The organism is Mycobacterium sp. PTI7 (assembly GCF_056679845.1).
Genome location: NZ_CM155252.1, coordinates 2,746,906 through 2,763,031, shown reverse-complemented (window position 1 = coordinate 2,763,031; position 16,126 = coordinate 2,746,906). Strand labels below are relative to the sequence as shown.

The 16,126-nt window shown below is 69.2% G+C and carries 9 protein-coding genes; all 9 read left to right on the top strand.

Translation table 11 applies throughout. The annotated features are described in order from the left end of the window. Nucleotides 1-123: 123 nt before the first annotated feature. The 9 genes from AC1MEY_RS13215 to AC1MEY_RS13175 all read left to right on the top strand — a co-directional run bounded on the left by AC1MEY_RS13215 (nt 124) and on the right by AC1MEY_RS13175 (nt 16,122). A complete protein-coding gene (locus tag AC1MEY_RS13215; protein ID WP_480231051.1) occupies nt 124-1,602 on the top strand; it encodes a wax ester/triacylglycerol synthase family O-acyltransferase in 1,479 nt (492 codons plus the stop codon). Continuing rightward, nucleotides 1,599-3,326 (top strand): HAD-IB family hydrolase, encoded by a 1,728-nt coding sequence (locus AC1MEY_RS13210; RefSeq protein ID WP_480231050.1) that lies wholly within the window; start codon nt 1,599-1,601, stop codon nt 3,324-3,326. The genes AC1MEY_RS13215 and AC1MEY_RS13210 overlap by 4 nt, the downstream gene beginning before the upstream one ends. Next, the gene (locus tag AC1MEY_RS13205) at nt 3,323-5,698 is read left to right on the top strand and encodes a glycerol-3-phosphate 1-O-acyltransferase (protein ID WP_480231049.1); all 2,376 of its coding nucleotides are present in this window, start codon (nt 3,323-3,325) and stop codon (nt 5,696-5,698) included. The genes AC1MEY_RS13210 and AC1MEY_RS13205 overlap by 4 nt, the downstream gene beginning before the upstream one ends. Continuing rightward, nucleotides 5,695-7,692, top strand: a complete 1,998-nt coding sequence (locus AC1MEY_RS13200) for a bifunctional copper resistance protein CopD/cytochrome c oxidase assembly protein (protein ID WP_480231048.1) — start codon at nt 5,695-5,697, stop codon at nt 7,690-7,692. Before AC1MEY_RS13205 ends, AC1MEY_RS13200 begins: the two co-directional genes overlap by 4 nt. Nucleotides 7,693-7,837: 145 nt before the next feature. Next, nucleotides 7,838-8,281 carry a single-stranded DNA-binding protein gene (locus tag AC1MEY_RS13195; RefSeq protein ID WP_480231047.1) on the top strand — a complete coding sequence of 148 codons (444 nt, stop codon included), beginning with the start codon at nt 7,838-7,840 and terminating at the stop codon, nt 8,279-8,281. A 68-nt stretch (nt 8,282-8,349) separates the two neighbouring features. Then, nucleotides 8,350-10,023, top strand: a complete 1,674-nt coding sequence (gene ettA, locus AC1MEY_RS13190) for an energy-dependent translational throttle protein EttA (RefSeq protein ID WP_480231046.1) — start codon at nt 8,350-8,352, stop codon at nt 10,021-10,023. 129 nt (nt 10,024-10,152) lie between these two features. Then, entirely contained in the window at nt 10,153-15,012 is a 4,860-nt protein-coding gene (locus AC1MEY_RS13185) for an NAD-glutamate dehydrogenase (protein WP_480231045.1), read from the top strand. A gap of 50 nt (nt 15,013-15,062) precedes the next feature. Beyond that, nucleotides 15,063-15,425, top strand: coding sequence for an acyl-CoA thioesterase (locus AC1MEY_RS13180; RefSeq protein WP_480231462.1), 363 nt, complete (start codon nt 15,063-15,065; stop codon nt 15,423-15,425). Nucleotides 15,426-15,438: 13 nt separating this feature from the next. Next, nucleotides 15,439-16,122 (top strand): DUF8185 domain-containing protein, encoded by a 684-nt coding sequence (locus AC1MEY_RS13175; RefSeq protein ID WP_480231044.1) that lies wholly within the window; start codon nt 15,439-15,441, stop codon nt 16,120-16,122. The last annotated feature ends 4 nt before the right edge of the window (nt 16,123-16,126 follow it).

Here is a 16,126-nt window from a genome sequence, read left to right as displayed (position 1 = left end):
AGATTGTATCTCCCAGCCGGTTGCCAGACGGTGACGCTCCGACCCTATTGCGCTCCGCGTCGACAGGCCGCGGACTAGCGTGGTGTCAGCATTGGACACCCCAGGGGAGGAGAGCGACACGCGATGAGCGACGTGCCGGAGTGGGACGCGGCCGGACTGCCCGACGAGCTGGGCGCAGTCGATCAGTTGCTGCACCGCGGTGAAGCCAACCCCCGCACGCGCTCCGGGATCATGGGCGTCGAGCTGCTCGACACCACCCCCGACTGGGACCGGTACCGGGCGAACTTCGAGAACGCGTCGCGCAAGGTGCTGCGGCTTCGCCAGAAGGTGGTGATGCCGACGCTGCCGACCGCGGCGCCGAGGTGGGTCGTCGACCCCGATTTCAACCTCGACTTCCACGTGCGCCGCGTCCGGGCTCCCGAGCCCGGCACGCTCCGCGAGGTGCTCGACCTCGCCGAAGTGGCACTGCAGTCGCCGATGGACATCTCCCGCCCGCTGTGGTCGGCCACCCTCGTCGAAGGCCTCGCCGACGGTCGCGCCGCCCAGATCCTGCACCTCAGCCACGCGGTCACCGACGGCGTGGGCGGCGTCGAGATGTTCGCCCACATCTACGATCTCGAGCGCGACGCACCCGCCGAAGAGCAGGCGCCGCTGCCGATTCCGCAGGACCTGTCGCCCAACGACCTGATGCGCGAAGGCATCACCAACCTGCCCAACTCGATCCTCGGCGGTCTGCGCGGCGCACTCGGCGGAGCGGCGCACACCCTGGGTCGGGTCGTCCGCGACCCGGTGTCCGCCGTCGGCGGCGTCGTCGACTACGCCCGGTCCGGCGCCCGCGTGATGGGTCCCGTGTCGCAGCCCTCGCCGTTGCTGCGCCGGCGCAGCCTGACCTCCCGCAGCGAAGCCATCGACATCGTCTTCAGCGATCTGCGCACCGCGGCCAAGGCCGTGGGCGGTTCCATCAACGACGCGTACCTCGCCGGGCTGTGCGGCGCCCTGCGGCTCTACCACGACGAGATGGGGCTGCCCGTCGACACGGTGCCGATGGCGGTGCCGGTCAACCTGCGCTCGGAGGACGATCCGGCCGGCGGCAACCGGTTCGCCGGGATCAACCTCGCGGCCCCCGTCGCCATCGTCGACCCGACCGAGCGCATCCTGCGGGTGCGAGAGCAGATGATGCAGAAGCGCGAGGAGCGGGCCATCGACCTGGTGGGGTCGGTCGCACCGATCCTGAGCTTCCTGCCCGATCCGATCCTCGAGTCCGTCGCGGGCTCCGTCGTCGCCTCGGACGTGCAGGCCAGCAACATCCCGATCTACCCCGGCGACACGTTCATCTCCGGGGCGAAGATCCTGCGGCACTACGGACTCGGCCCGCTGCCGGGCGTCGCAATGATGGTGGTCCTGGTGTCGCGCGCCGGCTACTGCACCATCAGTACCCGCTACGACCGGGCCTCGATCACCGATCCCGAGCTGTGGGCGCGGTGCCTCGTCGACGGCTTCGACGAGGTGCTCGCCCTCGGTGGGGACGGCCGTGCCATACCGGCGTCGTTCGCACCGCACACGCCAGGAACCAACTCCGACGACGAGAGTGCGCCACGATGAGTTCGCAGAACGGCCAGAGTCAGCGCAATCTGCGCCTCCCAGGATCGGTGGCCGAGATCCTGGCCAGTCCGGAGGGGCCGGAGGTGGGTGCGTTCTTCGATCTGGACGGCACGCTCGTCGCCGGGTTCACCGGCGTCCTCATGACCCGGGACCGGTTGCGGCGCCGCCAGATGGGCGTCGGCGAATTCTTCGGCATGGTGCAGGCCGGACTCAACCATCAGCTCGGCCGCTCGGAGTTCGAGGACCTGATCGGCAAGGGCGCCCGCATGTTGCACGGCAACTCGATGGCCGATCTCGACGAACTCGGCGAGCGGCTCTTCGTGCAGGCCGTGCAGTCGCGCATCTACCCCGAGATGCGAGACCTGGTGCGCGCGCACATGGCTCGCGGCCACACCGTGGTCCTCAGCTCGTCGGCGCTCACCGTCCAGGTCGAGCCGGTCGCCCGCTTCCTGGGCATCACCAACGTGCTCAGCAACCAGTTCGAGGTCGACGACGACGGTCTGGTCACCGGCGAGGTGCGACGCCCGATCATCTGGGGTCCGGGCAAGGCGCGTGCGGTGCAGAACTTCTCGGCGAAGAACGGCGTCGACCTCGCCAAGAGCTACTTCTACGCCGACGGCGACGAGGACGTCGCGCTGATGTACCTCGTCGGCAATCCGCGCCCCACGAACCCCGCAGGCAAGCTGCAGGCCGTCGCCATGAAACGTGGGTGGCCGGTGCTGCGGTTCACCAGCCGCAGCGGCAGCAGTCCGGTGTCCCAGATCCGGACCGTGGCGGCCATCGCGTCGCTGGTGCCCGCCGCCGCAGGCGCCATCGGCGTGGGGCTGCTGACCCGCAACCGTCGCACGGGCGTGAACTTCTTCACCTCGACGTGGAGTCGCCTGTTGATGACCGTGATCGGCATCGATCTCAACGTCGTCGGTGAGGAGAACCTGACGGCGGTCCGGCCCGCGGTGTTCCTGTTCAACCATCGCAACCAGGCCGATCCGTTGATCGCGGGCCGCTTGATCAGCGACAACTTCACCTCGGTGGGCAAGAAGGAGTTGGAGAAGGACCCGCTGATGGGGACGGTCGGCAAGGTGATGGACGCGGCGTTCATCGACCGGGACGACCCGAAGGCAGCCGTCGAGGGCCTGCGCAAGGTGGAAGAGCTTGCGCAGAAGGGACTTTCGGTGTTGATCGCACCGGAGGGCACGCGGCTGGACACCACCGAGGTGGGCGAGTTCAAGAAGGGACCGTTCCGCATCGCCATGGCGGCAGGCATCCCGATCGTGCCCATCGTCATCCGCAACGCGGAGGTGATCGCCGAACGCGACTCGAGCACGTTCAACGCCGGCTCGGTCGACGTCGCGGTGTTCCCGCCGATCCCGGTGGACGACTGGACATCCGAGAACCTGTCCGAGCGCATCGCCGAGGTGCGGCAGCTCTACCTCGACACGCTCAAGGACTGGCCGTACGACGGGCTGCCCGACATGCCGCTGTACGGGCGGGGGAAGACCTCGGCGAAGAAGACCGCGGCGAAGAAGGCGCCCGCCAAGAAGTCGGCGGCGAAGAAGGCGCCCGTGAAGAAGGCCGCCGCGAAGAAGGCGCCCGTGAAGAAGGCCGCCGCCAAGAAGGCGCCCGCCAAGAAGGCCGTGCCGAAGACGGCGCCGAAGACGATGGATGCCGACACGATCGCGAAGGAAGCCGATTCGGCCGCGCGCACCGTGAAGGGTCGGCCGTGAAGCCGTCCGTCGACGAGTTCGCCACGTTCCGCCCGACCGGCGACGCACTGGTCCTGGCGTCGGTGGGGTCGCCCGCCGAACGCGAACTGCTCGAGCACTGGCTGACGGACCAGCGGAGCAAGCATCCCGAGGCGCGCATCGAGGTGCTCGAACTCCCCGGTGACGACGAGCCGCCCGCGGCCACGCTGGCCCGCCTCGTCCAACTGCTCGACGCCGACGAGAACCGGTCGGTGGTGCCGGCGCGGGTGTTCTGGATCCCCGGTGGCCTGCCGACCCGGTCCAAGGTGGTGTCGTTCCTGTCGGGACGCGACACCTACCGTCCGCCGACGATCCTGCAGCACCGCATCCTCAAGCGCGACCCGTCCCGGGCCCGCGTCGTGGCCGGCGAACCCGCCACCGTCGCCGAACTGCATCGCCAGTGGAGCGACACCACGATCGCCGAGAACCCCAGGGAGTTCGCGCACTTCGTCCTGCGCCGGGCCAGCCTCGCGGTCGAGCGGGTCGAGTTGCGGCTGCTGGGACCGGAGTACAAGTCGCCGCGGCTGGTGAAGCCGGAGATGCTCGCGTCCACGCGATTCCGCGCGGGTCTCGAGCAGATCCCCGGTGCCACCATCGAGAAGGCCGGCATCATGCTCGACGAGCTGTCGACGGGGTGGAGCCGGTTCTCGGTCGATCTCATCCCGTCGATGGGCCGCGCGATCTTCAGCAGAGGATTCGACCCCAACATCGACTACGACCGCGCCCAGATCGAGTCGATGCGCGTGGCGTTGGAGACCCATCCGGCGGTGCTGCTGTTCTCCCACCGCTCGTATCTGGACGGCGCGATCGTGCCGGTCGCCATGCAGGAGAACCGGTTGCCACCGGTCTTCACGTTCGCCGGCATCAACCTCTCGTTCGGCGTCATGGGTCCGCTGATGCGCCGGTCGGGGGTCATCTTCATCCGGCGCAAGCTCGACGACCCGACCTACAAGTACGTACTCAAGGAGTTCGTCGGCTACATCGTCGAGAAGCGGTTCAACCTCAACTGGTCGATCGAGGGCACCCGGTCGCGAACCGGAAAGATGTTGCCGCCCAAGCTCGGCCTGCTCGCCTACGTCGCCGACGCCTACCTGGCCGGCCGCAGCGACGACATCCTGCTGCAGCCCGTCTCCATCAGCTTCGACCAACTCCACGAGACCGCCGAGTACGCCGCCTACGCCCGCGGCGGGGAGAAGACTCCGGAGAGCCTGTCGTGGCTGTACAACTTCATCAAGGCGCAGGGCGATCGCAACTACGGCAAGATCTACGTCCGCTTCCCCGAGGCCGTGTCGATGCGCGAGTACCTCGGTGAGCCGCACGGCACGATGGCCGAGGACGAAGCCGCCAAGCGGCTCGCGATGCAGAAGATGGCGTTCGAGGTGGCGTGGCGGATCCTGCGGGCCACGCCCATCAACGCCTCGGCTCTGGTGTCGGCGCTGCTGCTGACGACGAAGGGCGTCGCGCTGACGCTGGATCAGCTGCACCACACGCTGCAGGACTCGCTCGACTACCTCGAGCGCAAGCAGAACCCGATGACCAACAGCGCTCTGCGACTGCGTACGCCGGACGGCGTGCGCGCGGCGGTCGACGCGCTCTCGAACGGCCATCCCGTCACCCGGGTCGACGGGGGACGCGAACCGGTGTGGTTGATCGCGCCGGAGGACGAACACGAGGCGGCGTTCTACCGCAACACGCTGATCGACGCGTTCCTCGAGACGTCCATCGTCGACCTCGCGCTGGCGCACGCCGCCCGCACCGACGGGGACCGCCTCGCGGCGTTCTGGCGTCAGGCGATGCGGCTACGCGATCTGCTGAAGTTCGACTTCTACTTCGCCGAGTCGACGGCGTTCCGGGAGCACGTCGCCGAGGAGATGTCGTGGTTCCCGCACTGGGAGGACGACGTCACCGCGGGCGGCGACCGTCTCGACGCGATCCTGCACGAGAAGCGGCCGGTGGTGGCGGGCGCCATGCTGCGACCCTTCTTCGAGGCCTACGAGATCGTCGCCGACGTGCTGGGCGACGATCCGCCGGACGTCAGTGAGAAGGAACTCACCAGGCGGGCGCTCGGCGTGGGCGCGCAGTACGTGGCGCAGGAACGGGTGCGCAGCAACGAGGCGGTGTCGGCGCTGCTGTTCGCCACGGCCCGTCAGGTGTGCGGTGACCAGGGACTTCTCGAACCCGCCGACGACCTCGGCGAGCGCCGGGCGCTCTTCCAGAGGGAATTGCGGAGCATCCTGACCGACATGGACAGGGTCGAGCGGATCTCCCGCAAGCAGTTCGTGGCTCGTGAGATGCGTCGCCGGGCCGCCGCGAGCGAGGAAGCACGTCGAGACGGCCATACGCTGAAGGCATGACCACCGCAGTCTCGCGCCGCACCGGCCACGGTTCGGTCGTACCGCTCCTGGTGGGCGTCGCGCTGCTGGGCGGGGTCACCGCCGCGGCGATCGCCGGCCTCGCGCTGGCCGATGCGCTGACCGCCACCGGGCTGCCCAACCCCGGACCGGTGACCAACTACGGCCTGCCCTTCGTCCGCGCGGCAGGGGAACTCTCGGCCGTGATCGCGGTCGGCTCCTTCCTCTTCGCCGCCTTCCTGGTACCACCTCAGGCGTCCGGCGTCCTCGACGTGGCCGGCTACCGCGCCCTGCGTACCGGCACCGTCGCGTCCGGTCTGTGGGCGGTCAGTGCCGCGGTGCTCGTCCCGCTGACGGCGTCCGACGTCACCGGCCAGCCGCTGTTCACCCTCGGGTTGTCCGACGTCTGGTCGGTGGCTGATCTGGTGGAGACCGCCGGGTCGTGGCGGTGGACGGCGGCGCTGGCGCTCATCGTCACGATCGCGAGCATCCCGGTGCTGCGGTGGACGTGGACGCCGCTGCTGTTCGGCGGCTCGCTGCTCACGCTGCTGCCGTTGGCGCTGTCGGGGCACTCGTCGTCGGGCGGGTCGCACGACCTGGCCACCAACAGCCTGGTGATCCACCTCGTCGCGGGCGCCCTGTGGGCGGGCGGACTGCTCGCGCTGCTGGCGCACGCCATGCGAGGGGGCGAGCACGCAGACGTGGCGGCGCGACGCTTCTCGATGATCGCGCTGTGGTGCTTCGTGGCGATGGGCATCTCGGGCGTCGTCAACGCCCTGGTGCGGGTGCGCCCGTCGGATCTCGTCACCAGCAGCTACGGCTGGCTGGTGCTGGGCAAGGTCGCCGCGCTGTGCGTGCTGGGCGTCATCGGGTGGCAGCACCGGCGGCGCGGCGTCGCGGCACTGGACGAGGACCCCACCGACCGTGGCGGGCTGATCCGCCTCGCGATCGTCGAGGCCGTGGTGTTCGCGGTGACGTTCGGCATCGCCGTCGCGCTCGGTCGCACGCCGCCGCCCCCGCCGCCGGTGCTGAACCCGTCGATCACCGCCGTCGAACTGGGCTACGACCTGGCGGGCCCGCCGACGGTGGCCCGGATCCTGTTCGACTGGCGCTTCGACCTCATCTTCGGCACCGCGGCCATCGTGTTCGCGGCGGTGTACGTCGCCGCAGTGATCCGGCTCCGGCGCCGCGGCGACGCCTGGCCGACGGGACGCATCGTCGCGTGGATCCTCGGGTGCGCGGTCCTGCTGTTCACGACGTCGTCGGGCCTCGGGCGCTACATGCCCGCGATGTTCAGCGTGCACATGTCCGCCCACATGCTGCTGTCGATGCTGGTGCCCGTCCTGCTGGTGCTGGGCGCGCCGGTGACGCTGGCCCTGCGAGCGCTGCCCGCCGCCGGCCGCGGTGATCCGCCCGGCGCGCGCGAGTGGCTGCTGACGGCGCTGCACAGCAAGGTCTCGCTGGTGCTGACCAACCCGATCGTCGCGCTGGTGCTGTTCGTCGCCGGGTTCTACGGCCTGTACTTCGGCGGTCTCTTCGACGCTGCTGCGAGCACGCATGCCGCGCACGTCGCGATGAACCTGCACTTCCTGCTCAGCGGCTACCTCTTCTACTGGGTGGTGATCGGCGTCGACCCCACGCCACGGCCCATCCCGTCGCTGGCGAAGCTCGGCATCGTGTTCGCCTCGCTGCCGCTGCACGCGTTCTTCGGCGTCGTGCTGATGGGCACGCGGGAGGTGTTGGCGGAACCCTTCTACGAGTCGCTGAAGCTGCCGTGGCACACCGACCTGATCGACGACCAGAAGCTCGGCGGCGGCATCGCCTGGTCGGCGGGCGAGGTTCCGCTGGTGCTGGTGCTGATCGCACTGCTGATCCAGTGGACGCGTAGCGACCGGCGCACCGCCAAGCGGATGGACCGCGCCGCCGATCGCGACGACGACGCCGACCTCGCCGCCTACAACCGGATGCTGGCCCAGATGGCCGACCGCGAGCACTAGCCTCGCGTCCGCTCATCCCCAGTCGGACTTTCATCCACAGCCCAGCGCCGCGGACCCACCGCCCGGCCCCCGCCGTCACCCCTCACACCGTCAATGGAGTCGTCCACCGCGGACATCGCCCGAGGCGACACGAGAGGGAGCACCCATGTACGAGACACCCATCACCATCGTCGGCAACGTCGTCAACGATCCGGTCCACCGCCAGGTCGGCGAGCAGGAGGTCTTCAAGTTCCGCGTCGCCAGCAATTCCCGGCGCCGCGTCGCAGAAGGCGTCTGGGAACAGGGCGACACGCTGTTCGTGTCGGTCAACTGCTGGGGCCGGCTGGTCTCGGGCACCGCGGCGTCGCTGGTCAAGGGCGATCCCGTGATCGTCGTCGGCAACGTCTACACCAGTGAGTACACCGACCGCGACGACATCAAGCGGACGTCGATCGAGATGCGGGCGACGTCGGTGGGCCCGGATCTGGCGCGGTGCATCGCGAAGATCGACCGGAGCAGGAAGCAGGCCGAGCAGTCGTCGTCCGAGCTATCGGGCGACGGGCCCGACGACGTGGCGGACGCCGCCGAGGGCCTGCCACCGGCCGCCTAGCGTCCGAGCGCCGCGCCTAGGATGGTTCCCGAGCATCACCCGGGGAGACGAAAGGCAACGGCAACGGCATGGCCGAATTCATCTACACGATGCGGAAGGTCCGCAAGGCGCACGGCGACAAGGTCATCCTCGACGACGTCACGCTGAACTTCCTTCCAGGCGCGAAGATCGGCGTGGTCGGGCCCAACGGTGCCGGCAAGTCGAGCGTCTTGCGGATCATGGCCGGCCTGGACCAGGCCAACAACGGCGATGCGTACCTGCAGCCCGGCGCGTCCGTCGGCATCCTCATGCAGGAGCCGGAGCTGGACGAGGACAAGACCGTTCGCGAGAACGTCGAAGCCGGCGTGGCCATCAAGGGCAAGCTCAACCGGTACAACGAGGTGGCCGAGCTGATGGCCACCGACTACACCGACGAACTCATGGAGGAGATGGGCGTCCTCCAGGAGGAGTTGGACGCCGCCGACGCCTGGGACATCGACTCCCAGCTCGAACAGGCCATGGACGCCCTGCGCTGCCCGCCGCCCGACGAGCCGGTCAACCACCTGTCCGGCGGCGAGCGTCGCCGCGTCGCGCTGTGCCGCCTGCTGCTGTCGAAGCCGGACCTGTTGCTGCTCGACGAGCCCACCAACCACCTCGACGCCGAGAGCGTGATGTGGCTCGAGCAGCATCTCGCCGACTACAAGGGCGCCATCCTCGCCGTCACCCACGATCGGTACTTCCTGGACAACGTCGCCGAGTGGATCCTCGAACTCGACCGCGGCCGCGCCTACCCGTACGAGGGCAACTACTCGACGTACCTGGAGAAGAAGGCCGAGCGCATCGCGGTGCAGGGCCGCAAGGACGCCAAGCTGCACAAGCGCCTCACCGAGGAACTCGCGTGGGTCCGGTCGGGTGCGAAGGCCCGCCAGGCCAAGAACAAGGCGCGCCTCGGACGCTACGACGAGATGGTCGCCGAAGCGGAGAAGACGCGGAAGCTCGACTTCGAGGAGATCCAGATCCCGACCGGCCCGCGTCTGGGCAGCGTCGTGGTCGAGGTCAGCCACCTCGACAAGGGCTTCGAGGGCCGCACGCTGATCAAGGACCTGTCCTTCACGCTGCCCCGCAACGGCATCGTCGGCGTCATCGGCCCCAACGGCGTCGGCAAGACCACGCTGTTCAAGACCATCGTCGGTCTGGAGAGCGCCGACAGCGGCGAGGTCAAGGTCGGCGAGACGGTCAAGCTCAGCTACGTCGACCAGAACCGCGGCGGCATCGACCCGAAGAAGAACGTGTGGCAGGTCGTGTCCGACGGCCTCGACTACATCGAGGTGGGTCAGAACGAGATCCCGTCGCGTGCCTACGTCTCGGCGTTCGGCTTCAAGGGGCCCGATCAGCAGAAGCCGGCCGGCGTGCTGTCCGGTGGTGAGCGCAACCGTCTGAACCTGGCGCTGACGCTCAAGGAGGGTGGCAACCTCATCCTGCTCGACGAGCCCACCAACGACCTCGACGTCGAGACGCTCAGCTCGCTGGAGAACGCGCTCGAGCAGTTCCCCGGCTGCGCCGTGGTGATCTCGCACGACCGGTGGTTCCTGGACCGCACCTGCACCCACATCCTGGCGTGGGAGGGCGACGAGACCAACGAGGCCAAGTGGTTCTGGTTCGAGGGCAACTTCGGTGCCTACGAGGAGAACAAGGTCGAACGACTCGGCATCGATGCGGCCCGTCCGCACCGGGTCACCCACCGGCGCCTCACCCGGGACTGATCCGGCGGGGCGGGCGCGCAGCGACCCGTCGACGATTAGTGTCGCTCGTGCGTGTCTTGATGCCGGTGTCCACGACGGAGCGGCGGCATCGGCCAACGACGGACGACGCGCAGGCGGGAGCGGAGCGGAATGACGGACGGCGGCAGGGACTTCGACGGCTCGACCGAGACGACGACTGTGCTGAAGAAGGACCCGGTCACCAACCTCGCGCGGGCGTATCTGCAGACCCATCAGGGCCCGCACGGTGACGCACCCGCCGCCGACTCCGCGGTGACCGCACCCATCACGCGGACGGCGGGCGGCGGCCTGGTGACCCCGGCCCTGCTGGCCGCGCACAACAAGGTCGGTCGGCAGCGGGCGGTCGGCGAGACCAACGTCGCCGTCTACGCCTCCGGTGACCAGTCGGGGATCGGGCCGGCGATGCAGATCGTCACCGACCACAGCGCGATGCTGATGGACTCCGTGACGGTGCTGCTGCACCGCCTGGGCGTCGCCTACGTGGCGATCATGAACCCGGTGTTCCGCGTGCGCCGCAGCGCGAGTGGCGAGATGCTCGACATGTCGCCCGCCGCCGATCCGGACTCACCGCGCGACGGCGTCGAGGAGTCGTGGATCCACGTTCAGCTGTCGCCGTCCGCGGACGCGTCGGCCGTGACCGAGGCCGCCACCCTGCTGCCCAACGTGCTGGCGGACGCGCGTCAGGTCGCCGTCGACTCGGGCGCCCTGAACGCGACGCTCGTCGGTCTGGCCAATGCGCTCGACTCCGACTTTGCGGGCAGCTTCTCCGCCTACGACCGCCGGGACGTGGCCGCGCTGCTGCGGTGGCTGGCGGCGGGACACTTCGTGCTGCTCGGCTACCAGCGGTGCGCGGTCCGCGACGGGCAGGCGTCCGTCGAACCGGCGAGTCGGCTCGGCGTGCTGCGCCTGCGCACCGACGTGCTGCCGCAGCTGACCGGTGACGACGACCTGCTGGTGCTCGCCCAGGCGACCATGCCCAGCTTCCTGCGCTACGGCGCCTACCCCTACATCGTCGTGGTGCGGGAGAACGCGCCCGGCGGCAACACGATCGAGCACCGGTTCGTCGGCATGTTCACCGTCGCCGCGATGAACTCGAACGTGCTCGAGATCCCGCTGATCTCGCGGCGGGTCAACGAGGCGTTGGCGCTGTCGCACGACGATCCGAGCCATCCCGGTCAGTTGATGCTCGACATCATCCAGACCGTTCCGCGCTCGGAGTTGTTCTCGCTCAGCGCACGCCAGCTGCTCGACATGGCCAGGGCGGTCGTCGACCTCGGTTCACGGCGTCGCGCGCTGCTGTTCATGCGCGGCGACAAGCTCGCCCACTTCGTGTCGTGCCTGGTGTACCTGCCGCGCGACCGGTACACCACCGCGGTGCGCCTCGAGATGCAGGACATCCTGGTGCGCGAACTCGGCGGGCTGTCCCTCGAGTACACCGCACGCGTCAGCGAATCTCCCTGGGCCCTGGTGCACTTCACGGTGAAACTGCCCGACGGCACCAGTCCCGACGACGTCGACGTCTCGCAGGCGAACGAGGACCGCATCCAGGGGCTGCTGACCGAGGCGGCCCGCACGTGGGGCGATCGCCTGATCGGTGCGGTCAAGGACGGCGTGATCGACCACCGCCACGCCGCGCACTACGCCACCGCGTTCCCCGAGGTCTACAAGCAGGCGTTCAGCCCCGTCGACGCGATCGCCGACATCGAGATCGTCGAGCAGTTGCGCGACGAGTCGGTGAAGCTCGTCTTCACCGAGGGGAGCGAGGACCACGCCGCGCAACTCACCTGGTACCTGGGCGGCAGATCGGCGTCGCTGAGCGAGCTGCTGCCGATGCTGCAGTCGATGGGCGTGGTCGTGCTCGAGGAGCGGCCGTTCACGGTCACCCGCGCCGACGGCCTGCCGGTGTGGATCTACCAGTTCAAGATCTCGGTGCACCCGTCCATCCGGGAGGAGGCCGACGCCGGGGCCCGCGCCGCCACCGCGACGCGCTTCGCCGACGCCGTCACCGCCATCTGGCAGGGCAGGAGCGAGATCGACCGGTTCAACGAACTGGTGATGCGTGCCGGCCTGACCTGGCAGCAGGTCGCGATCCTGCGGAGCTACGCGAAGTACCTGCGGCAGGCCGGTTTCCCGTACAGCCAGTCGCACATCGAGACCGTCCTCAACGGCAACGCGAACACGTCGGCCGCCCTCGTCGCACTGTTCGAGGCGCTGTTCGACCCGACCGAGTCCGACACCCGGCCCGACGCGCAGGCCGCGGCCGCCGTCGTCGCCGCCGACATCGAGGCACTGGTCAGCCTGGACACCGACCGGGTGCTGCGGGCGTTCGCGTCGATGATCCAGGCGACCCTGCGCACCAACTACTTCGTCACCCGCGCGGGGTCCGCCCGCGAGCAGAACGTGCTGTCGGTGAAGCTGAACCCCGGCCTGATCGACGAACTCCCGCTGCCACGACCGAAGTACGAGATCTTCGTCTACTCGCCGCGGGTCGAGGGCGTGCACCTGAGGTTCGGCAACGTGGCGCGCGGCGGCCTCCGGTGGTCGGACCGTCGCGAGGACTTCCGCACCGAGATCCTGGGTCTGGTCAAGGCACAGGCCGTGAAGAACGCCGTCATCGTCCCCGTCGGCGCCAAGGGTGGGTTCGTCCTCAAGAACCCACCGGTTCCCACGGGGGACGCCGCGGCCGACCGCGACGCCCAGCGCGCCGAGGGCGTCGCCTGCTACCGCCTCTTCATCGGCGGTCTGCTCGACGTCACCGACAACGTCGACACCGCGACCGGAAACGTCGTGTCACCCGCGGGCGTGGTCCGCCGTGACGGCGACGACGCCTACCTGGTGGTCGCCGCCGACAAGGGCACCGCCACCTTCTCCGACATCGCCAACGACGTCGCCAAGTCCTACGGGTTCTGGCTCGGTGACGCGTTCGCGTCCGGCGGCTCGGTGGGCTACGACCACAAGGCCATGGGCATCACCGCCAAGGGCGCATGGGAATCGGTCAAGCGGCACTTCCGCGAGATGGGCGTCGACACCCAGACCCAGGACTTCACCGTCGTCGGCGTCGGCGACATGAGCGGTGACGTGTTCGGCAACGGCATGTTGCTGTCCAAGCACATTCGGCTCGTCGCGGCGTTCGACCACCGCCACGTGTTCCTCGATCCGAACCCCGACGCGGCGACGTCGTGGACCGAGCGCAGCCGCATGTTCGAACTGCCGCGCTCCAGCTGGGACGACTACGACCGCAGTCTGCTCAGCGAGGGCGGTGGCATCTACAGCCGCGAGCAGAAGGCCATCCCGATCAGCCCGCAGGTGCGCACGGCGCTCGGCCTGGCCGACGACGTCGAGGAGATGACGCCGCCCGCCCTGATGAAGGCGATCCTGCAGGCACCCGTCGACCTGTTCTGGAACGGCGGCATCGGCACCTACGTGAAGGCCGAGACGGAGTCCGACGCCGACGTCGGCGACCGCGCCAATGATCCGGTGCGCGTCAACGGCAACGCGTTGCGTGTCAGAGTGATCGGCGAGGGCGGCAACCTCGGTGTCACCCAGCGTGGCCGCATCGAGTTCGACCTCACCGGCGGGCGGGTCAACACCGACGCGATGGACAACTCGGCCGGCGTGGACTGCTCCGATCACGAGGTGAACATCAAGATCCTCGTCGACGCACTGGTCACCGCCGGCAAGGTCAGCCCCGACGAACGCACCGAACTGCTGATGTCGATGACCGACGAGGTCGGGCATCTGGTGCTGGCGGACAACGCGTCCCAAAACGACCTGATGGGCACCAGCCGCGCCAACGCCGCCAGCCTGCTGTCGGTACACGCCCGGCAGATCCGGGACCTGGTCGCGACCACCGGTCTCAACCGCGAGCTGGAGGCGCTGCCGTCGGAGAAGGAGATCCGGCGTCGCGCCGAACTCGGTCTCGGGCTGACGTCACCGGAGATCGCGACGCTGATGGCCCACGTGAAGCTGGCGCTCAAGGACGAGCTGCTCGCCACCGACCTGCCCGACCAGGAGGTGTTCGCCGCACGCCTGCCGGACTACTTCCCGGCGCAGCTGCGCGGCCGGTTCACCCCCGACATCCGGGCCCACCAGCTGCGTCGCGAGATCGTCACGACCATGCTCGTCAACGACCTCGTCGACACCAGCGGCATCAGCTACGCCTACCGGATCAGCGAGGACACCGGCGTCGGACCCGTCGACGCGGTACGCAGCTACGTGGCGACCGACGAGATCTTCCGGGTGGGCGAGGTGTGGCGGCAGATCCGCGCCGCCGGCGCCGACGGGATCCCCGTCGCCGTCACCGACCGCATGACGCTGGACGTGCGCAGGCTCATCGACCGCGCCGGGCGCTGGCTGCTGAACTACCGCCCCCAGCCGCTCGCGGTGGGGGCCGAGGTCAACCGCTTCGCCGCGAAGGTCGCCGAGCTGACACCGCGGATGTCGGAGTGGCTGCGCGGCGACGACCGCGACATCGTGGTGACGCAGACCCGCGAGCTGACCGAGAAGGGCGTGTCCGAGGACCTCGCACGGTCGGTGGCGACGGGCCTGTACCAATTCAGCCTGCTCGACGTGATCGACATCGCCGACATCAAGGACCGCGACGCCGCGGAGGTCGCCGACACCTACTTCGCGCTGATGGACCACCTGGGAACCGACGGGCTGTTGACGGCGGTGTCCGGACTGGCCCGCGACGACCGCTGGCATTCTCTGGCGCGGTTGGCGATTCGCGACGACATCTACGGATCGATCCGTTCGCTGTGCCTCGACGTGCTGGAGGTGGGCGAGCCCGACGAGACCGGGGAGCAGAAGATCGAGGAGTGGGAGCTGACCAACAGTTCGCGGGTCGCGCGTGCGCGCCGCACCCTCACCGAGATCTACACCGACGGCGAGAAGGATCTGGCCACGCTGTCGGTCGCGGCGCGGCAGATCCGCAGCATGACGAGAACCAGTGGAACGGGCAGTCATTCGTGACCGGTGAACGCCACGTGTCGCCGGTACCCATCCGGTGGTCCGACATCGACATGTACCAGCACGTCAACCACGCCACGATGGTGACGATCCTGGAAGAGGCGCGGGTCCCGTTCCTGTTGCCGCCGTTCGCCGACGACTTCGTCACCACCGGCCTGCTGATCGCCGAGGTGCGCGTCGCCTACAAGGGCCAGCTGCGCCTGGGGGATTCGCCCCTGCAGGTGACGATCTGGGTGCAGCGGCTCCGGGCGGTCGACTTCACGCTCGGTTACGAGGTGCGGTCGGTGCTCGCCGATCCGGACTCGAAGCCGGCGGTCATCGCCGAGACGCAGCTCGCGGCGTTCGACATCGAGGAGCAGAAGCTGGTGCGACTCGCGCCGCACCATCGGGAGTATCTGCAGCGATTCCAGCGATGAGCGTGTGGCTGCGATGAGCACCGGTGAGCGCGGGCTGTGGCTCGAGGACCCCTCGCACCGGGAGGATCTCGTGACGTTCGTCGATCGCGCGATGCGGCTCGACGAGTCCGCGGTCATCCGGTTGCGTGAGCGCGCGGGCGGTCAGGTCGTCGCCTGGGTGGCAACGGGTTTCGACGTGCTGGCCAGCCGCGTGGTGTCCGGCCGGGTGCGTCCCGCGGACCTGTCGGCGGGCGCGGACGCACTGTCGGTGGCGCTGCCCCGGATGGACCTGACCGGGTTCGTCGATCCGGGCTTCGCGATGGACTCGGCGTGGCGCGGTGTGCTGCCACCGGACAACGGGTTCGTCCACCTCGACGACGTGCCGGCGCGTGCGGTGCTCGACCTCGCCCAGCGCGGCGTGGCGCTGGCCAAGGAGCACGGCAGCGCGCACGGCCCGCCGGCGTCGCTGCTGGATCAGGAGGTCGTCGCCGTGAGCGGGGCCGACGACTCGGTGGGCATCCCGATGCGCTGCGTATTCGCGCTCACGGCAATGGGTTTCCTCCCGCAGACGTCCGCCCGCACCGATGACTTCACGCCCGAGTCGGTGGCCGCCGACGAGGTGGTCCGAGTCCGTGCGCTACCGGCGTGGCTGCGCGTCGACGCCCGGTTCGGCAGCGTGTACCGCCGCCGCGGCGACCCGGCGCTGGTGCTGCGCTAGTCGA